Raw genomic sequence first — 24,796 nt, forward strand, 5'->3', positions numbered from 1 at the left:
CCTTAAAATAGAAAAATAGTTGATTCGAAAATGTATTTTTTAAACTTAAACTATCAGAAAATTAGTTCATGAAAGACATCACTCTTAAAGAAATTGCAACAAAATTAGGTATTTCGATAACGACCGTATCTAAAGCATTAAAGAACTACCCTGATGTTAGTGAAAAAACTAAAAAAGCGGTCATTGACCTTGCACAAAAATTGCATTATACCCCAAATAGTTTTGCAGTAAACTTAAGAACAAAAGAATCCAAAACTATTGGTTTAATTATTCCAGAAGTAATGCATCATTTTTTTTCCAATATTATTAATGCAATAATTGATGAAGCTGAAAAAAATGGTTACCTGGTTATCATTTTACAATCAAACGAGTCATTAGCCTTAGAAAAAAAACAAGTTGAACTACTAATTAACAAACGAGTAGACGGGATTTTAATCTCCCTATCTAATGAATCAAATAATGACGAACATATAAAGGAAATTATAAATAGAAAGATTCCATTTGTCATGTTTGATAAAATATCTAAACTTTCTAAGTGTTCTAAAGTAATTATTGATGATCAAAAAGCGGCTTTTAACGCTGTTCAGCATTTAATTGATAATGGGTGCAAAAAAATTGTTCATTTGCGTGGCCCATTAAACCCTCAAAATTCTATTGATCGTTATATTGGATATAAAAAAGCTTTAGAGAAAAACAACATTCCTTTTGATTCAAAATTAGTATACACTTGCGAAAATGTTACATTTGACGAAGGTGTTTATTTTGCCAAACACATAATAGAAGAACATCCAGATGTAGACGGAATATTTGCAATCACTGATTTAGTAGCAGTAGGTGTATTGTCCTATTTTAACGATCATAAAATTAAAGTTCCAGAACAAGTAAAAATAATAGGATTTAGTAATTGGTTTATGTCGCAAGTATTGACTCCAAAATTGAGTACTGTAGATCAACCGAGTAATGAAATGGGTGTTGTATCATTTAATCTACTATTAGAAGAGATGAACTGTCATAAAAATGATATGGAGTTTACACCTAGAACTATCGAACTAGAAACCAACGTATTAATTAGAGAGTCCTCATTAAAAACCGATAATTAGACTTACATACTAAAAAAAAGCTACTTAATAAAATCAATATTACGCTTAATACCTTGAAATTTTGATCTTTTTAACGGAGAGTCTTTAAATACCGCATTAAAAGTTTCTTCAGTAATTTCATTCCAATCTTTTTTACTAAACTTTAATAATTCGGGATTTGGATTAAATAATGGTTCACTATGAGGTTTAGAGAACTTATTCCAAGGACAAACGTCTTGACATATATCGCAACCAAAGGCCCAATCATCAAATTTCCCTTTCATCTCTATTGGAATATTTTCTTTAAGTTCGATAGTAAAATAAGAGATGCATTTGCTGCCATCCACGACGTAAGGAGCAACTATTGCTTCTGTGGGGCAAGAATCTATACAAGCAGTACAAGTACCGCAATGATCAGTAGTAGCGTAATCATAGTTTAATTCCAAATCAATAATTAATTCGGCAATAAAGTAAAAAGAACCTACTTTTTGAGTCAATAAATTACTGTTTTTACCAATCCATCCCAAACCACTTTTGGCTGCCCAAGCTTTATCCAGCACTGGAGCTGAGTCAACAAAAGTACGTCCTGACACCTCTCCTATTGTAGATTGAATAGAAAAAAGAAGTTCATTTAATTTTTCTTTGATGACAAAATGGTAATCTTTACCATAAGCATATTTTGAAATTTTATAAGAATCAGTTTCTTGAAATTGTTGTGGGTAATAATTTAGGAGTAAAGAAACCACACTTTTTGAATCATCAACCAGTAAAGTAGGGTTTAAACGTTTGTCAAAATTATTTTCCATATAGGACATTTGTCCGTTATGGTTGTTATTTAGCCAAGTTTCTAATCTTGGTGCTTCTTGTTCTAAAAAACCAGCTTTGGATATACCACATGAAAGGAAACCGAGCCGTTTCGCTTCTGCTTTTATAAATTGGGTATATTTTGTTTTAGAATTAATAATATATCTTATAAACGATGTTTAGCCCTGATGGCAGCGGCATCCTTTACTTGCTTTCTTTATGCAAGTAAAGATATAGCGGACAGCAGGAAATAGCTTCTTAAAAATTAAAACAAACCTCCTTGAATATTAGAATTGACTTTCCCTAAATGCTTATATGCTTTTTCGGTGACTTCTCTTCCTCTAGGAGTTCTCATAATAAAACCTTCTTGAATCAAAAAAGGTTCATATACCTCTTCAATTGTTTCACTACTTTCAGAAACCGCCGTTGCTAAAGTAGATAACCCTACAGGGCCTCCCTTGAACTTATCAATAATAGTATTTAGAATTTTATTGTCCATTTCATCTAATCCGTGTGCATCAACATTTAACGCTTTTAAGGCATAACGAGCGATAGCAACGTCAATAGTTCCGTTTCCTTTAATTTGGGCAAAATCACGTACCCTACGCAACAAAGCATTTGCGATACGAGGTGTTCCTCTACTTCTACCAGCAATTTCAATAGCTGCTTCTAAAGAAATAGGCATTTTCAAAATACTTGCGCTACGTTCTACGATAGTTGTTAATAGTTCTGCTGTATAATATTGCAAGCGTGATGATATTCCGAAACGAGCCCTCATAGGAGCCGTTAAAAGACCTGAACGAGTAGTGGCACCTATTAATGTAAATGGATTTAAATTGATTTGGACCGTACGCGCATTTGGTCCAGATTCAATCATAATATCGATCTTAAAATCCTCCATTGCTGAATATAAATATTCTTCCACAATGGGACTCAACCGATGGATTTCATCAATGAATAAAACATCTCTTTCCTCAAGATTAGTTAACAAACCAGCTAAATCGCCCGGTTTATCTAAAACAGGACCAGATGTGATTTTTATACCCACCTGCAATTCATTAGCCAAAATATTAGCCAATGTAGTTTTCCCTAATCCTGGAGGTCCATGGAAAAGGGTATGATCCAAAGCTTCATTCCTTTGGTTAGCTGCTTCAACAAAAACCTTAAGGTTTTCTAACACTTGATCTTGTCCAGCAAAATCATCAAATGATAAAGGTCTTAATTTTTTTTCAAGATCAAATTCTTCCGAATTATAACCATTGGTAGTTGGATCTAGATTCTCATTCATACAACAAAGATAAGACAAAGTTAGAACTAAAAAAAAATGCCTTTCCATTTAGAAAGGCATTTTATATATAAATAAAATCTAGTGATGTAAAACTTCTTCACCTGGTTTCATTGGAATATTTTGAGGAACAAAATCTTCGTCATGACTTGGGTTACTATAATCATATGGCCATCTATGAACTTCAGGAATTTCTCCAGGCCAGTTCCCATGCATATGTTCTACAGGTGCTGTCCATTCAAGAGTATTAGATTTCCAAGGGTTTTGTACCGCTTTCTTACCGTAGAAAATACTGCTAAAAAAGTTATACAAAAATACCAATTGAAAAGCTCCACCAATTAATGCGAAAGTAGTAATCAATACATTTACGTTTTGTAAATCATCAAATAAAGGAAAATTAGTATTTGTATAATAGCGTCTTGGTAAACCAGCTAGTCCAATAAAGTGCATTGGAAAGAAAACACCGTACGCACAAACCGCAGTTACCCAAAAGTGAACATACCCTAAGTTTTTGTTAAGCATTCTTCCAAACATCTTAGGAAACCAGTGATAGATTCCCGCAAACATACCATAAAGAGCAGAAATACCCATTACTAAGTGAAAGTGCGCTACAACAAAATAAGTATCGTGAACATTAATATCTAATGTACTATCTCCTAATATAATTCCAGTCAATCCACCAGTAATAAAAGTAGAAACTAATCCGATAGAGAATAACATTGCTGGATTTAATTGTAGATTACCTTTCCAAAGAGTGGTAATGTAGTTAAAAGCTTTAACGGCAGATGGTATTGCAATCAATAGAGTTGTAAAGGTAAATACAGAACCTAGAAAGGGATTCATTCCTGAGATAAACATATGGTGACCCCAAACAATAGTTGATAAAAATGCAATAGCTAAAATTGACATAATCATCGCTCTATAACCAAAAATAGGTTTACGTGAATTCGTAGCAATAACTTCAGAAGTAATACCCAATGCAGGTAGCAAAACGATATAAACCTCAGGATGTCCTAAAAACCAAAACAAGTGTTCGAACAATACTGGAGAACCACCTTGATAATGTAATACTTCACCAGCAATATATATATCAGACAAGAAGAAAGAAGTACCAAAACTTCTATCAAAAATCAATAATAAAGCAGCTGATAAAAGAACAGGAAATGAAACGATACCAATAATAGCGGTTACAAAAAATGCCCATATAGTTAAAGGTAGTCTAGTCATAGACATTCCTTTTGTTCTCAAATTAATTACTGTAACTACATAATTCAAAGATCCCATTAAAGAAGATGCAATAAATATAGCCATTGAAACTAACCATAAAGTCATACCTAAACCAGAACCTGAAATAGCCTGAGGCAATGCACTTAAAGGAGGGTAGATTGTCCAACCAGCATTAGCAGGACCTGATTCTACAAAAAGAGACCCAATCATGATTACGCTAGACAAAAAGAATAACCAATAAGAAATCATATTCATAAAACCAGAAGCCATATCTCTAGCACCAATTTGAAGTGGAATCAATAAATTACTAAAAGTTCCACTTAACCCAGCGGTAAGTACAAAAAATACCATTATAGTTCCATGAATAGTAACTAAAGACAAATAAATATCGTTAGCCATTACACCATTGGGAGCCCATTTGTCTCCTAATAATATATTAAATATTTTAAAAGACTCCTCTGGCCATGCTAATTGCATTCTAAAAAGCATTGACATACTAACTCCAATAATTCCCATAATAATACCAGTAATAAGGTATTGTTTAGCAATCATTTTATGATCAATACTAAAAATGTATTTAGTAATGAAAGTGTCTTTATGATGATGTTCGTGTTCGTGATCGTGTCCGTGATCGTGACCTTCTGCTGACATATATGTATACTTTAAATTTTCTTATTAATTATTTCATAGCTATTTTAGAAACAGCTGCTGTATCTTTTGATTTTAAAGAATCTGTACTTATTGCACCTTCAACAGGAGCTGGTGTATTAGCTTCTTTTACTTGTTGTACTAAAATTGCTTGCTCAGACAACCATTTTTTATAGTCTTCTGGAGTATCAACAATAATTTTCATTTGCATATTATAGTGAGATGCACCACAAATTTTGTTACAAAGAAGCAAATAATCAAATGAATAAGGATCAAGAGCAGTTTCTCCTTTTGCAACTAAAGCAATACTTTTCTTAGCTCTTAAAGCATTAATATTAGAAACCTTTTCTACCATATAAGGTAATTCTCTATATTCAGCTGTAGTATAAATTGGTTCAAAAGCAAATTCTGTAACCATTCCAGGAACACAATTCATTTGCGCTCTAAAGTAAGGCATATAAGCTGAATGCAATACATCTTGAGATCTCATTTTAAAATGAATCTTTTTTCCTTTAGGAATATGTAATTCAGAAACCACAATATCATCTTGAGAATAAGGATCTGCAAGATCAACACCTAACGTATTAATTCCCTCAATGTATCTAACATTTGCTTTTCCAAGAACATTATCTTCTCCTGCAATTCTAGCTGTCCATTTAAATTGTTGTGCATATAATTCTACTACAACTGTATCATCTTCGTCATCGATGAACATAATATTTGTCCAAGCATATAATCCGTAAAGAATTAATCCAGCTAAAACAATTGCAGGAATTACACTCCAAATCGCTTCTAATTTATTATTATCAGCAAAATACAATGCTTTTTGATCTTTTTTACCTCTATATTTAAAGGCAAAATAATGTAATAAAACTTGTGTTATTGCCTGAACAATAAAAATTAAAACCCAAGTAATATTCATCAAGTTATCAACCTGACCTCCATGTGCTGATGCTGGTGTATGAAGAACTAAAGGTCCCCATTGAAACAAACCATATATAGTAAATATATATATGAAAGCTAAAAAGCCAAACATCAAATAACCTTGAACATTATTATCATTATCAGAAGCTACCTGAGAACTGTCTGAATCAGAACCTACTTGCGTAAGATCAAATATTTTAGTCAATTGCCATAAAGCAACAGCTAATAAAACTAAAACTATAATTACCAACAAACTTGTCATCTGTTTATTTCTTTAAATATTAATAATGAAAATGTTTACTCTCTTCGATGTAAGGATTTCTTTTTGGCAATAAAGGCGCTTTAGTCAATGCTGTAAAAACAACATAAATAAATAAACCTAAGAAGAAAAGTACAGAAGCAATTTCTGATATTCCAATAAACCACTTATCACCTACTGTTCCTGGCATAATCATATTAAAAAAGTCAATATAATGTCCAGTTAATATTACTACCCCTGCCATAACAAGTATCCAAGTAATTCTTTTGAAATCTGTATTTACTAAAATTAGTATTGGGAATACAAAATTCATAACAACAGCACCAAAAAAGGGCAAATTATATAATTGTATTCTAGTTACGAAATAAGTAATCTCTTCAGGAATATTAGCATACCAAATCAACATAAATTGAGAGAACCAAAGGTAAGTCCAGAAAACACTAATCCCAAACATAAATTTAGCTAAATCATGGATATGACTTGTATTTACATATTCTAAATACCCTCTTGATTTCAAATACAAAGTAACCATCGCAATCATTGTGATACCACTTACGAAGAAACTAGCAAAAACATACCATCCAAATAAAGTACTAGACCAGTGAGGATCTATTGACATAATCCAATCCCACGACATAATTGATTCAGTAACGATAAAGAATACTAAAAAACCAGCCGTTATGTTAAAATTCTTTTTGTAGAAAGCATCATCTGTTGCTTCATCTTGAGCTAAACAATTCTTTCTTGAATAAAACCTGTAAAGATTCCATCCAATCAAAAATACTGCGGCTCTAACAATCCAAAAAGGAAAGTTTAAATATCCTGACTTACCAGCAATAATTTTATCAAAATTAGGACTAGTAGGATCTGTAACACCTTCAACTAACCAAGCAAATAGATGATTAAAATGAAGACCACAAAGAATCAAGATAACAAAGAATATAACTGAACCTACAGGCAAATAAGCTGTGATTCCTTGCATTACTCTAAACAAAACTGGAGACCAACCTGCTAATGCAACTTGCTGAATTGCATAAAAAGCTAATACTCCCATTGAAAGCAACATAAAGAAAATACAAGCTACATATAATGCTGCCCAAGGCTTATTTTGCAATTGATGCAAAACATGAGTTAAGTGCTCTTTATGCTCTGTAGCTTCATTTGTATCTTTAACTTCTTCATGAGAAGCTTTAACAGCATGAGCTTCATCAGCTGATTCATGCTTAACCTCACCATGACCTTCATGGCTTTCAGAAGCAAGAATTTTCTCCACTTCTTGAATATCTTTAGGTGCATTTAAAAAACCATATCCAATTCCTAAAAGACCAATAGCCATTAAGACGAGAGAAAAAGTTTTTAATTTACTTGAAAATGTATACATATCTATTACGATCAGTTTGTTCAACAATTATAATTGGCTTTTTAGTTTTAAAACATAGTCAGCAACTAACCATCGCTCATGAGCGCTTAATTGATTAGCATGAGACCCCATTGCATTTAAACCATAAGTTTCAACAAAAAAAATACTCCCTTCTGTGATAACCCTATCTTTATAACTAGGCACTCCAAGAAATTTTTCTCTTTCAACTAATTTACCTTTACCATTTCCAGCTGCACCATGACAACTAATACAGTAAATTTCAAAAAGTTCTTTACCTTTTCCAGAATTTCTATCTAAAGAATCTAATGGAGATTTAAGGTTAGCTTTAGCTAGTTCATAATCAGCAGTTGTATTCTCATAAGCAAAAGGCTCAAAACCTCTATTTATAGTACCAGCTACTGGAAGTTGTCCCTCTTTACCATTATTGAATGCATTAGACTCTGAATATGTTTCATACCCAACAGACTCGTACATATTTGGAAAATACTGATAGTTTGGTGCGGAATTATTATGACAAGACGTTACTAATATAGTGATGCCAAATAATAGTGTTATTTTATATATCGTTTTCATATCTAAATTAATGCTTTTCTATTACTTTAACTTCTACAGCTCCTGTATTCTTGAAAAAAGAAACTAATTCCTCTTCATTATTATTCACTGCAACTTCCATTAAAAAATGATCATCTGTTGTTCTAACATCTGGATTTTCAGCTTTTTTGAAAGGCCATATTTTACTTCTCATATAAAAAGTAACTACCATTAAATGCGCTGCAAAAAACACAGTCATTTCAAACATAATAGGTACAAATGCAGGCATATTTTGAATGAAACTAAAACTTGGTTTACCTCCGATATCCTGAGGCCAATCTTGAATCATTATATAATTCATCATTGTTGTTGCTACTGTTATACCAACACAACCGTACATGAAAGCACAAATAGCTAATCTTGTTGGAGCAAGCCCCATCGCTTTATCCAAACCGTGAACCGGAAATGGAGTAAAAACTTCTTCAATATGATGATGAGCTGCTCTGGTTTGTTTAACCGCATCCATCAATATATCATCGTCATTATAAATGGCGTATATTACTTTATTACTCATGATGTGAATCTTTATTTGCTTCTCTTTCTCTTTTGTAATTATCTCCTGTTCCTTTTAATATTGTTTTCACCTCTGCTTGAGCTATAACTGGGAAAGTTCTAGAATATAACAAAAATAATACAAAGAAGAAACCTATTGTTCCAATGAAAATTCCAATATCAACAAACGTAGGAGAAAACATAGTCCATGAAGATGGTAAATAATCTCTATGTAAAGAAGTAACAATAATTACAAATCTTTCAAACCACATACCTATGTTTACAACAATAGATATGATAAAAGAAAACATAATACTTGTTCTTAATTTTTTAAACCACATAAACTGAGGTGAAAAAACATTACATGTCATCATCGACCAGTAAGCCCACCAGTAAGGTCCAGTAGCTCTATTCAAGAAGGCGTATTGTTCATACTCAACTCCTGAATACCATGCGATAAACAGCTCAGTTATATAAGCAACCCCGACTATAGAACCCGTAATCATAATTACGATATTCATCAACTCAATATGCTGTATAGTAATGTAAGCTTCAAGATTAGAAACTTTTCTCATGATAATAAGCAAAGTATTTACCATTGCAAATCCTGAAAAAACTGCTCCTGCAACAAAGTAAGGAGGGAAAATAGTAGTATGCCATCCTGGTATAACAGAAGTAGCAAAGTCCATCGATACAATAGTATGTACAGAAAGTACAAGTGGAGTTGCTAAGCCTGCAAGAACCAAAGATACTTCTTCAAAACGTTGCCAGTCTTTAGCTCTACCACTCCATCCAAAACTCAAGATAGAATATATCTTTTTATTAAAAGGAGTTATTGCTCTATCTCTAAGCATTGCAAAATCGGGTAATAAACCAGTCCACCAAAAAACAAGCGATACTGATAAGTAAGTTGATATTGCAAATACATCCCAAAGTAAAGGAGAGTTAAAATTCACCCATAGTGAGCCAAATTGATTTGGAATTGGCAATACCCAATAGGCCAACCAAGGGCGACCCATGTGAATAATTGGAAATAAACCTGCTTGAATAACAGAAAAGATTGTCATAGCTTCTGCAGAACGGTTAATTGCCATTCTCCATCGTTGACGGAATAATAATAGAACTGCAGATATTAATGTTCCTGCGTGACCAATACCAACCCACCAAACGAAGTTCGTGATATCCCATGCCCATCCAACAGTTTTATTTAATCCCCATGTTCCTATACCTGTAGACACGGTGTAAATTATACAGCTCACTCCCCAAAGGAAGGCTATTAATGCGATTGTAAATACAATCCACCAATGCTTGTTAGCTTTTCCTTCAACAGGTGCAGCTATGTCTACTGTTACGTCGTGATAAGATTTATCACCTATAACTAAGGGTTTTCTAATGGTTGCTTCGTAGTGAGACGACATAATACTTTATATTGTTTCTTAATTAATAATTTTTTGTACTAGGTATTTCTAACTTTAACGTGATAGATAACATTAGGTTTTGTCCCAACATGCTCTAATAAATGATACATTCTATCATCAGCAGCTAATTTAGCAATTTGACTTTCTGTATCATTAACATCTCCAAAAGCCATTGCTCCAGTAGAACAAGCATTTGAACACGCCGTTTGAAATTCTCCATCAACAATAGCTCTACCTTCTCTCTTCGCACTTAAAATTGTCGCTTGTGTCATTTGAATACACATTGAACATTTTTCCATTACTCCACGAGAACGAACATTTACATCAGGATTTAAAACCATACGTCCTAAATCATCATTCATATGATAATCAAATTCACTGTTTTTGTTATACAAGAACCAGTTAAAACGACGTACTTTATAAGGACAGTTATTAGCACAATAACGAGTACCAACACATCTATTATAAGCCATCATGTTTTGACCTTGACGACCATGAGAAGTCGCAGCAACAGGACAAACTGTTTCACAAGGTGCGTGATTACAATGTTGACACATTACAGGTTGAAAAGAAACTTGAGGATTATCTCCTGCTTTTTCCATTTCATTAAAAGTAGACAAAGAACTAGACAAACCAGCTATATTCTCTTTTCTTTCATTATCACCTGCAAAAGTACTTTCAGAAGAGTAATATCTATCGATACGCAACCAGTGCATATCACGACTTCTTCTTACTTCAGACTTACCTACAACTGGCACATTATTCTCAGCGTGACATGCTATTACACAAGCCCCACATCCAGTACAAGCATTTAAATCAATTGAAAGATTAAAATGATGTCCAACTGAACGATCAAATGAATCCCATAAATCAACTTTTGTAGCCTCTACTTCTTCATGGTCTAAAGATACCATAGGTACTTCATTCCAAAATTTAGCATCTTTAGTATTGAAGATTTCCAAGGTAGTTTCCTTGATGATATCCCCTCTACCCATTAATGTTTTTTGACCTTGAACACAAGCAAACTCATGTTCTCCATTAGCTTTAACTAAACTAACAGATTGTACATCATTAAAACCTTTATATAAAGCGTAAGCATTTAAACCTACTTGCATTTCTTCTTTCAAAGCCGCTTTACGACCATAACCTAATGCCAATCCAATAGTTCCTACAGCTTGACCTGGCTGAACAATAACTGGCACATTATCTAATTTTAAACCGTCAGCAGTAGTAATTGTAGCATAACTACCATTCAAACCACCATTAGCAACGATTTCATTAGTCATCAACAATTGTTTTGCATCTGCATTAGAAACAGTAACATAATTATCCCATGACACTCTTGTAATTGGATCAGGAAACTCTTGTAACCAAGGGTTATTAGCCTGTTGCCCATCACCCATACCTGTTTTAGTATACAGTACCAATTCAAATCCAGCACCAGCTTTTGATTTTGCTAAAGCATTTGCAGCAGCAGAATAATCAGCAGAACCTCCAGATAAAGATTGAGAATCTCCAACATAAACACCATCATGCAACACTTTATTCCAAGAAGCACCTGCAATAACTGAAGCAGAAGTTGCTTTTAAGTAATCGTAATAAGTACCTGACATTCCATTCAAAGACATTAAAACATCTTGAAATTGTTTTGTATCAAATAAAGGACGAATTGTTGGTTGCGTTAAACTATAAGTTCCTTTTGTCAAACTTAAATCACCCCATGATTCCAAATAATGAGGAACTGGCATAGCAATAGTAGTTACAGAAGCAGTTTCATCTTCTTTCAAAGATAAAGAAACTGACGTTTTAACTTTCTTAAGACCTTCAGCGAATAAACCTGAATCGGCCAAAGTATATATTGGGTTAACACCACTCATTATTAAGGTATGAACACTACCCGCATTCATGTCACTTACTAACTGAGCCACTTTTTCATTAGACCCTTTTCTAATTTGTCTTGTTCCAGAAGTTATAAAAGCTTCACTTGATAAAGCTTGATTAATTGCTAAAACTAACAATTGAGCATTTTTATCTTGAATACCAGAAACTAAAACTCCATTTGACCCAGCAGCTTTCAACTGTTGAGCCGCTTTACTAACTTCAGCTTTAAATTTATCATCTAAATTTACCGCTACAGAAGAACCAGTAATAACATTATATATATGTACTAACGCTTGTTTTTGATTTGCAGTTGACATAGCCAAACGCTTATCAGCAGCAGCACCAGACAAAGTCATATTAGCTTCTAATTGAAAGTGACGAGACATTTTTCCACTTTTAGGAATCCTACCTTGTGCATAACTAGAATCATATCCTCCACCTTGCCAATCTCCTAAGAAATCCGCACCAACAGAAACAATTAGCGATGATTTTGAAAAATCATAATCAACTAAAGCTCTTTCACCATAAACGGACTCAAAAGCATCTAAAGCTTCAGATGAAGAAACAGCATCATAAACCACATGCTTAGCAGTAGGATTTAACGCAATAAATTCTCCAATTAATTTTTCAGTGGACGGGCTAGCTAAAGTATTAGTTAACAATACTACCTGACTACCATTTGCTTTAGCTTCAGCCAAACTTGCTTTTATATCTGCATCAACTGCAGACCAAGTAGCACTTTTACCTTTTGACTTAGGCTCTTTCAAACGCATACTATCATATAAAGATAATATAGACGCATGAATTCTAGCATTAGCAGCAAATTTAGCTCCTGAAATAGTATTATTATCTATTTTAATAGGACGCCCTTCACGTGTTTTAACAAGTAGATTTGCAAAATCAAAACCATCAAAAACAGAAGTAGCATAATAATCAGCTACTCCAGGAATGATTTGCTCTGGCTGCAATACATAAGGAATCGACTTGTTCACAGGACCTTCGCATGCCGCAAGCGTGGCTGCAGCAGTACTAAACCCAACGTACTTTAAAAAATCACGACGTGATGTTGAAGAAGATGACATTGCATCATTATTTCCTAAAAAATCTTCAGTAGGAATTTCTTCAACAAATTCGTTATTTCTAAGCGTCTCAACAATAGAACTATTTTCTAGTTCCTCAACACTTTTCCAGTATTTTTTGTTTGATGACATTGTATATAAATATTAAAATCTTAATAATTTGATTAATAGTGGCATTTACCGCATTCTAAACCTCCCATTTGAGCTGCAGTCAATTTGTCTACACCATATTTTTTAGAAAGTTCTTTGTGAATTTTAGTATAATAGTCGTTTCCTTCCATTTTAACGTCGGTTTTTCTATGGCAATTAATACACCATCCCATCGTTAATGGAGCAAACTGTTTTTGAATTTCGTAAGTTTCAACTGGACCGTGACAAGTTTGACATTCAATTCCAGCAACAGTAACGTGTTGTGAGTGATTAAAATAAACGAAGTCAGGCAAGTTATGAATACGAACCCATTTAACTGGCTGTGTTTTACCAGTATAAGATTGCGTTGCTTTATCCCAACCCACAGCAGTATACAATTTTTGGATTTGCTCATCATAAAATGCTTTACTGTACTCAGGAGTAGCAGTAGATTCAGCAACTTCAGAAATGTTTTTATGACAATTCATACAAACATTCAAAGAAGGAATTCCAGAATTTTTACTCACTCTAGCTGCAGAGTGACAATATTTACAATTTATCTCGTTATCACCAGCATGAATTCTGTGTGAATAATGAATTGGCTGTATTGGCTCATATCCTTGATCAACTCCTACCTGCATTAAAAATCCATAAACAAAGTACCCACTGGCCAATAATAAAAATATTGAAGTAATAAGCACTAAAAATTGATTTTTAACAAATGCCTTCCATATAGGCGTAGTTGGTGTTTTAGGAGCTACTTCAATTCCATTTGATTTTGCCACCTTAGTTAAAACATTGTTCACCAAGAACAACATCACAACTAACATAAGCATCACAAGAGCCAAAGCACCTAAGATTATATTATTAGAAACACCACTTTGATCAGCCGATCCCGCAACAGCAGTTCCTGGTACAGGAGCCGGTGCCTCAGCCTTAACTTCAGAAGTATAAGCCATTATATTATCAATATCTCCAGTTGCTAATTGTGGAAATGCAGTCATTACTGACTTATTATTATCCGCAAAAAGTTTAACAGCTGCAGCATCTCCTGATTTAATAAGTTCTGAGCTATTGTGAACCCACTTGTAAATCCAAGCCATTTCGTGCTTACCAGCAACCCCTCTTAAAGCAGGACCTGTTGATTTCGCATCAAGCTTATGACACGCAGCACAATTTGAATTAAAAAGCTCTTTACCCTTTACTGGGTCACCACCTTGTGTAGCTACTGGTGCTTCCGTTGCTGCCGCAGGTGCAACAACTTGCGCAAATGAAGTTAAGGAAAAAGTTAGCATTAAAGCTAAGCTATAAAATAATTTCCTTGAAGTCGAATTATGGTTACCCACCTTTTTCATAAAGTATAATGATTATCTACTAAAAATTGGCACAATTTTTTCTATATAGACTTATAGAAAACTGTTCCTTTATTTTAAAACTTCGACAAAAATACGACTTATGAACTATTCTCAAAACCTTAAAATAGTCTTAATTTCAATTTATATTAATTCTAAATAATATTTATGTTTTACAATCATTCAATAAATAGTATTTTTGCTTAAAAACCATCACGTTATGAGAATTTTAACAACTTCAAAATTCATTTTCTTTACAATAGCCCTTAGTATTTCAACAAGTAAATTAATGGCACAAGATCAAAACATTAACATTCGCCAAGATCCAAAGTTTGAACAATTATTGATTGAAAAGAGAAAAACAAACAGTTCATCAGCTGTTAATGAGCGCTATAAAATCCAAATTTTTAGTGGAGAAAGTGAAAAAGCAAAAAAAGCACTTAATGACTGCAAACAAGAATTTAGAGACTTAGACGGTACAATAGTGTTTAATACCCCAAATTACAAAGTATGGATTGGAGATTTCAGGACTCGCATTGAAGCAGAAAAGTATTTAGTAGAAATTAAGAAAAAATACGATAATGTCCTTTTAATAAAACCACAGAAATAAATTCTAAACAGAAAAAAAATAATTTTAATATAAAAAGCAACTCCTTTTACGAGTTGCTTTTGTGCTTTTTGACTTATTTAATATGCCCTTGATGATAATTTGAATTAAATATTGCTCACGTTAGATAGATTGAGACTGCTTTTTTTAGAAACTTGGTAAATACCCATAGTAACTATTGACTACAACCAGGAGAACGCTTTCAGAGCTCATTATACATGCACGGTCCTTTTAAATCACTTATCATTATTTTATATTTTTATTACCAAGGACATTTCTCAATAGTATAAAAAAGCATTTATTTAGTCCGTGCAATGAATTAAATACATTGTATCATTTAATTCGATAATCTCTAGGTTCAGGTACAAAAACGAGAACTTGTCATTACCAAATTACCAACCAATAAATAACCAAATTATTTTCTAAATCGATTGCATATCCTCTACTAAATCCATCTTTCCATTCATTAGGCATATACCAAGTTCCGTGATGAAATTTTTCAGAACAACATTGTTTAGGCTCGGCTTCAATTAAATATATTGCATATGATTTGTTCAACAAATTATACCTATCCCCATCAAAATCACTTACTTTATAAAAATTCGGTATTGGAACTGCACTTTGGTGTTCTATTTGTGCTTTAAATTGCTCATGATTTTTAGTGATGCTTAATATATTTGAATCTCTGAGGTATTTATTTACAATATAATATGATGAATCTGAATATTTAATTTTGCGAGAAACCGAGATTAATGAATCAACCATTGATTTGGATTCTTTCTGCCTAACAATTAATTGCGAAGGTGAATACATTGACAAATAATTATGATGAATCTGATAATCGTATTTTATTTCCTTTTCATTTGGGAAATGTCTTGTCAGTCCCTTTGGGTATTCTCTTAAGAATTGTAAATAGCCTAATTTCAATTTCTGCTCCTGAGCAGATTTATCTTGGCAGGATAATACAAAAATGAAAGACAAAAACACTAAATATAATTTCAATTTATTCATAACTATTTTTTTAAACCTCAAAAAACTAGGCTTTGCAATCCGTAGCAACAAAAAAAATAAAAGCCTAAAACAAATCTAATCCAAAAAAATCTAAACCCTCAAAATACATAAACACTTAAAAACAAAAAAATCCCGATTGCTCGGGATTTTTTAACAAATATATTGAAAATTCTATTTCAATTTTTTCTTGATCGCTACCTCATGGTACGCTTCAATAACATCTCTTTCTTCAATGTCGTTGTATCCTTTAATTTGAATACCACAGTCATACCCTTTAGCTACTTCTTTCACATCGTCTTTGAAACGTTTCAGTGCAATAAGCTCTCCTGTATGAACAACAACTCCTTCACGGATAACTCTAATTTTAGAGCTTCTAGCTATTTTACCGTCCATAACCATACAACCTGCAATAGATCCTACTTTAGAAATTTTAAATATCTCTCTAATTTCAGCAGTACCTAGAATTTCTTCTTTCATTTCAGGAGCTAACATTCCTTCCATTGCATCTTTCAAGTCATCAATCGCCGCATATATAATTGAGTAGTAACGGATATCGATTTCTTCTTTATCAGCCAGTTGTCTCGCATTTCCTGCAGGACGAACATTAAATCCAATAATAATCGCATCTGAAGCAGAAGCCAACATAACGTCAGTCTCCGTAATTGCTCCAACTCCTTTATGTATAATGTTAATTTGAATTTCTTCAGTCGATAATTTAGAGAACGAATCAGATAATGCTTCAACAGAACCATCAACATCTCCTTTAAGAATTACGTTCAATTCTTTAAATTGACCTAAAGCAATACGACGTCCAATTTCATCAAGTGTAATATGACGTTGTGTACGTACGGATTGTTCACGCATTAATTGAGAACGTTTAGAAGCAATTTGTTTCGCTTCTTTTTCATCTTCAAAAATATTAAACTTATCTCCTGCAGTAGCTGCACCATCTAAACCTAATACTGAAACTGGTGTTGAAGGACCTGCTACAGTAACGATATTTCCTCTTTCATCATGCATAGCTTTAATTTTACCATGATGTTTTCCAGCTAACATATAATCTCCCACTTTCAACGTTCCGTGTTGAACTAAAATTGTAGAAACATATCCTTTCCCTTTGTCCAAGAATGCCTCAACAACAGTTCCTTGAGCAGCCTTATTAGGATTAGATTTTAAATCTAAAACTTCCGCTTCTAATAAAACTTTTTCTAATAATTCTTTAACTCCGGTTCCCACTTTTGCAGAAATATCATGAGATTGGTATTTACCACCCCAATCCTCAACAAGTAAATTCATACCTGCTAATTTCTCTTTAATTTTTTCAGGATTAGCATTTGGCTTATCCACTTTATTAATTGCAAATATAATTGGCACACCAGCCGCTTGAGCGTGACTGATTGCTTCTTTAGTTTGCGGCATGATATCATCATCTGCTGCAATTACAATAATTGCAATATCTGTAACTTGAGCTCCACGTGCACGCATTGCGGTAAACGCTTCGTGACCTGGTGTATCAAGGAATGCTATTTTTTGTCCGTTATCTAAAGTTACTCCGTAGGCACCAATGTGTTGTGTAATTCCTCCAGACTCTCCTGCAATAACATTTTCTTTACGAATATAATCCAGTAAAGATGTTTTACCGTGATCGACGTGACCCATTACCGTAACAATAGGCGCTCTAAACACTAGGTCTTCTTCTTTATCTTCAACAACTTCAATTGCTTCTTCAATATCAACAGTTATGAATTCAACTTCATAACCAAATTCATCAGCAACAATAGTTAATGTTTCTGCATCCAAACGTTGATTCATGGTAACCATGATTCCAAGCGACATACATGTTCCAATAACCTTAGTAATTGGCACATCCATCATTATCGCAATTTCACCAACGGTAACAAATTCAGTAACCTTAATAGTTTTACTACCTTCGTCTATTGCTCTTTGCTCCTCATCCGATTTTTGACGGTGCGTATCTCTTTTGTCTCTTCTGTATTTCGCTGCTTTAGATTTACCTCCTTTTTTACCTTGAAGTTTTTCTAAAGTCTCACGAATTTGATTTTTAACTTCCTCTTCTGTTGGCTCAACTTTAGCTACAATAGCTGGTCTATTCCCTTTAACAAATCCAGGTCTAGAACTTCTATTTGCATTAAAACCACCCCCACCAGTATTTGGTGTAATTTTGTTTGGGTTTGGCGCACCAGGAACTCCAGGAGGTCTAGGTGTTCCAGGTTTTGGAGCAATTCTTTTACGCTTATTTTTATTTGCACCAGCAGCTCCTGGAGCACCAGGCTTATTAGGTGTAATTTTAGGCTCTTCTTTTTTCTTTTTTGGCTTATTAAATTGAGACAAGTCAATTGTTTGACCAGTTAATTTAGTACCAGATAATTTTTGATACTGCGTTGTGATTGCCTCTTCAACAGGAGCTTCATCAGTTTTAGGAACGACTTTTGCTTCAGGAACAATTGCCTTAGCAACCACTTTCTTAACATTTTCTTTTTTCTCTTCCTTTATTGCCTCTTTTACTTCAACAGTAGGTTTTACTTCTTTTTTGTCTGAAACAAGATTTTCCTGTACTGGTTCTTTTTCAACTGGTTTTTCAACTGGAACTATTGCTTTTGGAGCCTCTGTTTTTTCAACTTCCGCTTTTACTGGAGCAACTACTTTTTTAGGATTAAGATCTATCTTCCCAACTTGAACAGGACCGGTAACTACAGCTCTCGCTTTTATCACTTCTTGTTGTTGTTTCAGAACTTCATCGTCATGCTTGCGTTTATCTTCAATTTCTTTTTCTCGCTCCACACGCAATGCCTCTTTCTCTTTTCTTTTCTCTTCTCCTACTTCTTTCGAAGCTTCTTTTTTCCCTCTGTCACCTGCAAATTGACCGCACAAGACATTGTACACATCATCAGAAATTTTTGTGTTTGGATTTGCTTCAATAGCAATCCCTTTATCTTTTAGATAATCCACAGCTCTTTCCAAAGAAATGTTCAATTCCCTTAAAACTTTGTTTATTCTAATAATTCTCTCTTCAGACATAAAACCTTTTTATTATTACCTTTTTTGTTATTCCTCACTTTACTCCCAACTAGGTACTTATTGACCAAGAAAATTATAAAGTGGCATGTTTATCGTTGAAGATACATTGACTAACTGTCAAATTCTTCTTTCAATATTCTCATTACATCTAGAATCGTTTCCTCTTCTAGGTCAGTTCTTCTTACCAAATCCTCTACATCTTGTTTTAAAATACTTTTTGCAGTATCCAATCCAATTTTTGCAAATTCTTCTATTACCCACTCTTCAATTTCATCCGAAAACTCAGTTAATTCAACATCATCTTCATCAGCAGTTGCTCCAGCTACATCACCTTCACGAATCACATCTAATTCATAACCTGTCAATAAACCTGCTAATCTAATATTGTGTCCACCTCTACCAATTGCTTTAGAAACTTCTTCCAATTTCAAAAACACTTCAGCTCTTTTAGTTTCTTCATTAATTTTAATTGAAGATACTTTGGCTGGACTTAATGCTCTTGTAATATATAATTGTATGTTACTTGTAAAATTAATAACATCTATATTTTCATTTCCTAATTCACGAACAATACCGTGAATACGTGATCCTTTCATCCCAACACAAGCTCCTACAGGATCAATTCTATCATCATAAGAATCAACAGCTACTTTTGCTTTTTCACCAGGAATTCGCACTACATTTTTAACCATTATCAATCCGTCAAACACTTCAGGAATTTCTTGTTCAAATAATTTCTCTAAAAACTTCTCAGAAGTTCTAGACATAATAATTTGAGGTTTGTTTCCTTTCAGCTCAACGCTTTCAATGATACCACGAACATTATCTCCTTTACGGAAAAAATCAGATGGAATTTGTTTTTCTTTTGGTAAAACTATTTCATTCCCTTCGTCATCAACTAAAATAACAACTCTAGGTCTTACATGATGCACTTCGGCAGTATAAATTTCACCAATTAAATCTTTAAATTGCTTGTAAAGATTCGTGTTGTCATGTTCATGAATTTTAGAAATTAAGTTTTGGCGTAAAGCCAAAATTGCTCTTCTTCCTAAGTCAATTAACTTCACTTCTTCAGAAACTTCTTCTCCAATTTCAAAATCTTCTTCTATTTTTCTAGCTTCAGTAAGTGTAATTTCTTCGTTTTCAAAATCTAAATCTTCGTCAGCAACGATCACCCTTCTTCTCCAAATTTCCATATCTCCTTTATCAGGATTTATAATAATATCGAAATTATCGTCTGAACCGTATTTTTTCTTCAATGCATTTCTAAATACATCTTCCAAAATTGCCATAAGCGTTACACGATCAATAAGTTTATCATCTTTAAACTCTGAGAATGAATCGATTAATGCTAAATTTTCCATGCGAATTCTTTAATTAAAATGTTACTGTAACAATTGCTTCTTTTATGTCTACATAAGGTATCTCAAGTCTTTTTTGAACTGTCTCCTTACCTTTTCCAATTTTTTTAGGTTCTCTTGCTTTCCACGACAAAATTACAAAATCATCATTAGCTTCCACCAATTCTGCCTCTATATTTTCTGTTCCCGTTTTAACAATCAACATTCTACCTATGTTTTTCTTGTATTGTCTTATCAATTTTAAAGGTGATCCAACTCCTACTGACGCTACTTCCAGAGAGTAATCTTGCTCTTCTCTATCTAAATTAGCATCGATAAAACGACTCACATCTATACAATCTTGAAGAGCCACACCATTGTCTCCATCTAAGTTCACAATTACTTTAAAAGCATCCGTAATAATTAAATCAATTAAGAAGATAGAGGGCTTATCCACAAGACCTTCCACTAACAATGTATTTACTTTTTCTTTAAATGTCATATTTTTTATAAAAAGAGGGGACATTTAGTCCCCTCATTATCTAGATTTTAATAAATAACGGTGCAAATATAGTGTTTTTTTTATAAACCAAAATAATTGATTGCTGTTAAAATATTTCTTATCTTTATTGGAGCATTTAAATAAAGGTTTTCTGAATAATTAATTCTATAAATTATGAAACGAATTCTAGTTCCTATCGATTTTTCAGCTCATTCTGAAAACGCTTTAAAAGTAGCTGCTCAAATTGCAAAAAAAAATAATAGCGAAATCCATTTGCTTCACATGTTAGAAATTCCAACTCAAATGAACGATGCTATTACTGGAGCAACAGGCATCCCAGAAGTCATGTTATTTATTAAAAAAGCCAATGAAACGTTACAAAAATTTAAAGAAAAAAACTACCTAAACGGCATACAAGTAACTGAGCAAGTGAAATTTGAAAGAGCTTTCGAAGGCATTCTTTCTTATAACAAAAAAAACAACCCTGACTTAATCGTCATGGGATCACATGGCGTTTCGGGCATCGAAGAAATTCTAGTTGGATCTAATACTGAAAAAGTAGTTCGCCTTTCAGACACCCCTGTTTTAGTAATTAAAAAAAGCATCCCTGAATTTAAATCTGCTGATTTTGTTTTCGCTTCTGATTTTTCAAAAGAAATAAAAAAACCATTTAAAAAAATGATTGAGTTTACTAATCTTTTTGATGCAAATTTACACTTAGTCATGATTTGCACCCCTAATAGTTTTAAAACTACTGAACTTTCAGAGAAAATAATGAATGACTTTTTAGCTGAATTCGATATTAAAAACTATTCAACGCATATTTACAATGATGTTAACATTGAAAAAGGGATCCTTAATTTTTCAAGAAAAATAGATGCTGACTTAATAGGCTTGTGCACACATGGCAGAACAGGATTATCACATTTCTTTTCAGGAAGCGTATCCGAAGATTTAGTAAACCATGCTATTAAACCCGTAATAACATTTAAAATTTAGCCAAAAAAATCATAACTGACTAAATAAAATCATTTCTCACTCTAAATTTAATCCAAAAAAAAAAGCCTCTCAAAAATTGAGAGGCTTTATGTTGGTCTACAAGGACTATACCCCTAACACCTCATCAAACTTCAAAAAACGCTGAAACCCCTTTAAAATGGAGACTTAATCAAAACTTTAAAATAACAACACCTCAAAAAGTTTTGTAAAACCGTATTAAATAGCATACTTTTACTACGTCAATTACTACGTTACTAAATAATAGCTATGAAGCAACCAACTCATTATTTCAATTTAGAAGCTCGAAAAGCTAAGTCGGAAGAACAATTAATTTTCTTTAATCTATCATACGGTCATCGAGAATATGTCTCAAAGTTGAATAATTTCAGATATGTTCCTTTTAGAATTTCAACTCAATGGCGAATCAAAAAAGAATATTGGATTGACAAACCTACATACAGAGCAAACCCAACCTTTGTTAGAAAATATGGGAAAGACTTAAATAACGTATTGGATAAAATTGAACGAATATCATACGAACAACTTTCTTTTTTCAGAAACACATTTGACAAAGACCCAAACATCGAAGAATTAAAACAATTAGTTTTTGAGAAACTTGGTAGAAGAGAAAAAAGAGAAAACGAAACTAACATAGCTGATTATACGGAAAAACTGGTTTCATATCGAACCAAGCTAACAAATACTTCAAGTGAATATTGGAAAGAAACTACAGGAAACCAATATCAAGCAATAGCGAATCGATTGAGAAAATATGAAACTGATAAAAATATCAATCTGACTTTTGGCGAAATCACCGAGGAACTTTATTGGGATTACTTCAAAACCATTAATGAGTATCAAAAAGCAGACAATGGGGAGTATTACACCCAAACCACCATTAATAAAGAATTTAGGTCACTTCGTGCAATTTTCAATTGTGCAAAAGAAGATGAAATTGAAATACAAATTGCTTATTCCAAAAAAAGTTTAAAAATTCCATCAAGTCCTCCATCTTACGAAACCTATCTAAACCAAGAACAGTTAACCACAATTATCAATACCGACACAAGTCACTCGAAAGAATTCGAACACGCTAGAAACTACATTATTCTTTGCTCTTTCACAGGATTAAGAATTGGAGACATGATACATTTACACGAGGTAAAACCTGAAACTATAATTCACAAATCCAAAAAGTATAATTGTTTTACAACTAAAATAAGAAAATCAAACGAAAACACACAAGAGCTAATCGTAACAATACCAATATTGAAACCTGTTAAAAATCTATTGGAAGCTAATGGCAATAAATTTCCAAAATTCACATCTGAACCAAACATTAGAAAAGTAATAAAGAAGTTCTTGAAACATCTTAAATTTAAAGACACGGTTACAACGAAGACAAAATATTATTTGGTTAATGAAATCAAAATCGAGAAAGAGGAACAACATACCTTATTTACACCTCACGACTGCCGTAGAACCTTTATAACAAATATTAAACAACTTGGTGTACAGAACGACACCATTGAACCTATTACACATCCAAAAATAAAAAACGCATCGGTTTTAGATGGTTATGACAAATCCACACTTAATGACAAAGCAGTTAAATTCCTAAACCAACTGAATTCAAAAGAATCCTCATTATTTAAGTACTAAAATTCCAATTCACTATTTTCCAACATAAGGAACCCAGCCCCAATAACCAATCATCAAATCATTATTAAAAATAAAAAAAGCAACAAAAGCAAATAGACCCGTCAACATCGACGCTTCTACAAGTATGTTTGCTAGACCACTATTTTTACTTTTATGATGTATATTAAACCTTGTCGCACCCACCCAAATCGGAATTACACACGATAAAAAAGCAATAAACCATATTAAGTATTTCACATACCCTTCGCTATTAATCCTAGATTCTGTCCAGCTTACTACAAAAGCAACGTACGACAAATAAAAATAACATTGCCCCATTGTAGCAACAAAAACCCCTAAATAAAACCTTTGCTTCGTTCTTTTAACAGGCTCCCCGCCAATCATTTCTCCAACTACTCCAGAAAGCGGAACCAAGAATATCACTAAAGGCGTAAGGATAACCCAAAAAAGTATTAATAGAATTATTGTCAAAATTGTATTCATAATTAAACTGCTTTTTATTTGCTTTCTACTGTCTTATTTCATCTATTACTACATTTGGAACTATGTACGCATCAATAGCACTAAAGTCCCCCATTTCATATACTCTCGCCAATCTATAAAATCCTTTTATTAAAGAAGAATGGTTTTCTTTTTTAATATTTTTAACTATAAACACAAATGTCGTATAGACCAATTTCGACAAAGGTTCTACAAAAATGGTTCCCACATTTAAGTAAAATTCTCCCTCATCATTTCTCAAAAGCTTTATTGTAGTTTTAAACTCTTTAATAGTGACATAATCATGTCCATTATTTAATATATTAAAAACATCAACATTTTTGTTAATACAATCATCTTTATCTGATGCAATTTCATAATTACTATAAAATTCCTTAAATATCAAAATCATCGTCTCTTTTTCAGAATTCAAAGGTTCGATTCGTAATATTCTTGCAAAAATCAACAAACCTAATAAAATCAATTCATCATCTTGAATTACAATTGATTTTTGTAAAACTTCAAAACTAGAAGTATCAGAGATTTTAATTTGAGCTTTCAAAAACAACTCGTCTTTTTTAAATAAATTTTTTAAAAACATATTTTT

General features: G+C 32.9%; 20 protein-coding genes. 4 read left to right on the forward strand and 16 right to left on the reverse strand.

Annotated elements, in window-relative coordinates; translation table 11 throughout:
• Positions 1 to 68: 68 nt before the first annotated feature.
• Positions 69 to 1,100 (forward strand): LacI family DNA-binding transcriptional regulator, encoded by a 1,032-nt coding sequence (locus AB3G33_RS01775; protein WP_367755402.1) that lies wholly within the window; start codon positions 69 to 71, stop codon positions 1,098 to 1,100.
• A 20-nt stretch (positions 1,101 to 1,120) separates the two neighbouring features.
• On the opposite strand, the gene queG is transcribed toward AB3G33_RS01775, so the two are convergent.
• The 10 genes from queG to AB3G33_RS01825 form a co-directional block, all read right to left on the reverse strand.
• A complete protein-coding gene (gene queG / locus AB3G33_RS01780; protein ID WP_367774187.1) occupies positions 1,121 to 2,044 on the reverse strand; it encodes a tRNA epoxyqueuosine(34) reductase QueG in 924 nt (307 codons plus the stop codon).
• A 104-nt stretch (positions 2,045 to 2,148) separates the two neighbouring features.
• Positions 2,149 to 3,171 (reverse strand): Holliday junction branch migration DNA helicase RuvB, encoded by a 1,023-nt coding sequence (gene ruvB, locus AB3G33_RS01785; protein ID WP_367755404.1) that lies wholly within the window; start codon positions 3,169 to 3,171, stop codon positions 2,149 to 2,151.
• A 78-nt stretch (positions 3,172 to 3,249) separates the two neighbouring features.
• Positions 3,250 to 5,046, reverse strand: a complete 1,797-nt coding sequence (locus tag AB3G33_RS01790) for a cbb3-type cytochrome c oxidase subunit I (protein WP_367772186.1) — start codon at positions 5,044 to 5,046, stop codon at positions 3,250 to 3,252.
• A 28-nt stretch (positions 5,047 to 5,074) separates the two neighbouring features.
• Positions 5,075 to 6,229 (reverse strand): cytochrome c oxidase subunit II, encoded by a 1,155-nt coding sequence (locus AB3G33_RS01795; RefSeq protein WP_367772188.1) that lies wholly within the window; start codon positions 6,227 to 6,229, stop codon positions 5,075 to 5,077.
• A gap of 19 nt (positions 6,230 to 6,248) precedes the next feature.
• Complete coding sequence (locus AB3G33_RS01800; protein WP_367772190.1) at positions 6,249 to 7,607, reverse strand: quinol:cytochrome C oxidoreductase; 1,359 nt, start codon at positions 7,605 to 7,607, stop codon at positions 6,249 to 6,251.
• Between the two features lie 27 nt (positions 7,608 to 7,634).
• On the reverse strand, positions 7,635 to 8,180 hold the full coding sequence (locus AB3G33_RS01805) for a cytochrome c (RefSeq protein ID WP_367755412.1): 546 nt from the start codon (positions 8,178 to 8,180) through the stop codon (positions 7,635 to 7,637).
• Between the two features lie 7 nt (positions 8,181 to 8,187).
• Positions 8,188 to 8,712 carry a DUF3341 domain-containing protein gene (locus AB3G33_RS01810; RefSeq protein WP_367755414.1) on the reverse strand — a complete coding sequence of 175 codons (525 nt, stop codon included), beginning with the start codon at positions 8,710 to 8,712 and terminating at the stop codon, positions 8,188 to 8,190.
• Entirely contained in the window at positions 8,705 to 10,108 is a 1,404-nt protein-coding gene (gene nrfD / locus AB3G33_RS01815) for an NrfD/PsrC family molybdoenzyme membrane anchor subunit (RefSeq protein WP_367772192.1), read from the reverse strand. Before nrfD ends, AB3G33_RS01810 begins: the two co-directional genes overlap by 8 nt.
• A gap of 38 nt (positions 10,109 to 10,146) precedes the next feature.
• Positions 10,147 to 13,200 carry a TAT-variant-translocated molybdopterin oxidoreductase gene (locus AB3G33_RS01820; RefSeq protein WP_367772194.1) on the reverse strand — a complete coding sequence of 1,018 codons (3,054 nt, stop codon included), beginning with the start codon at positions 13,198 to 13,200 and terminating at the stop codon, positions 10,147 to 10,149.
• 32 nt (positions 13,201 to 13,232) lie between these two features.
• Positions 13,233 to 14,552, reverse strand: coding sequence for a cytochrome c3 family protein (locus AB3G33_RS01825; protein ID WP_367772196.1), 1,320 nt, complete (start codon positions 14,550 to 14,552; stop codon positions 13,233 to 13,235).
• Positions 14,553 to 14,769: 217 nt separating this feature from the next.
• Between AB3G33_RS01825 and AB3G33_RS01830 the strand changes: the two genes are divergently transcribed.
• Entirely contained in the window at positions 14,770 to 15,159 is a 390-nt protein-coding gene (locus tag AB3G33_RS01830) for an SPOR domain-containing protein (RefSeq protein WP_367772198.1), read from the forward strand.
• A 381-nt stretch (positions 15,160 to 15,540) separates the two neighbouring features.
• On the opposite strand, the gene AB3G33_RS01835 is transcribed toward AB3G33_RS01830, so the two are convergent.
• From AB3G33_RS01835 to rimP, 4 genes are all read right to left on the reverse strand, one after another.
• Positions 15,541 to 16,167 (reverse strand): hypothetical protein, encoded by a 627-nt coding sequence (locus AB3G33_RS01835; RefSeq protein ID WP_367772199.1) that lies wholly within the window; start codon positions 16,165 to 16,167, stop codon positions 15,541 to 15,543.
• Positions 16,168 to 16,338: 171 nt separating this feature from the next.
• Positions 16,339 to 19,206, reverse strand: coding sequence for a translation initiation factor IF-2 (gene infB / locus AB3G33_RS01840; RefSeq protein ID WP_367755426.1), 2,868 nt, complete (start codon positions 19,204 to 19,206; stop codon positions 16,339 to 16,341).
• Positions 19,207 to 19,316: 110 nt separating this feature from the next.
• A complete protein-coding gene (gene nusA, locus AB3G33_RS01845; protein ID WP_367755428.1) occupies positions 19,317 to 20,570 on the reverse strand; it encodes a transcription termination factor NusA in 1,254 nt (417 codons plus the stop codon).
• 13 nt (positions 20,571 to 20,583) lie between these two features.
• Positions 20,584 to 21,048: a ribosome assembly cofactor RimP gene (rimP, locus tag AB3G33_RS01850; protein ID WP_367772200.1), complete on the reverse strand. Its 465-nt coding sequence runs from the start codon at positions 21,046 to 21,048 to the stop codon at positions 20,584 to 20,586.
• 174 nt (positions 21,049 to 21,222) lie between these two features.
• Here rimP and AB3G33_RS01855 point away from each other — a divergent pair, with 174 nt between their 5' ends.
• Positions 21,223 to 22,047, forward strand: coding sequence for a universal stress protein (locus AB3G33_RS01855; RefSeq protein ID WP_367772201.1), 825 nt, complete (start codon positions 21,223 to 21,225; stop codon positions 22,045 to 22,047).
• Positions 22,048 to 22,314: 267 nt separating this feature from the next.
• Positions 22,315 to 23,709 (forward strand): phage integrase SAM-like domain-containing protein, encoded by a 1,395-nt coding sequence (locus tag AB3G33_RS01860; protein WP_367772202.1) that lies wholly within the window; start codon positions 22,315 to 22,317, stop codon positions 23,707 to 23,709.
• Positions 23,710 to 23,721: 12 nt separating this feature from the next.
• On the opposite strand, the gene AB3G33_RS01865 is transcribed toward AB3G33_RS01860, so the two are convergent.
• Together AB3G33_RS01865 and AB3G33_RS01870 are read right to left on the reverse strand one after the other, a co-directional pair.
• Positions 23,722 to 24,192 (reverse strand): hypothetical protein, encoded by a 471-nt coding sequence (locus AB3G33_RS01865; protein ID WP_367772203.1) that lies wholly within the window; start codon positions 24,190 to 24,192, stop codon positions 23,722 to 23,724.
• Positions 24,193 to 24,217: 25 nt separating this feature from the next.
• Positions 24,218 to 24,790, reverse strand: coding sequence for a hypothetical protein (locus tag AB3G33_RS01870; protein ID WP_367772204.1), 573 nt, complete (start codon positions 24,788 to 24,790; stop codon positions 24,218 to 24,220).
• Positions 24,791 to 24,796: the final 6 nt, after the last annotated feature.

Origin of the sequence: Flavobacterium sp. WC2421 (assembly GCF_040822115.1) — a bacterium.
In the GTDB taxonomy this organism is placed as follows: Bacteria; Bacteroidota; Bacteroidia; order Flavobacteriales; family Flavobacteriaceae; genus Flavobacterium.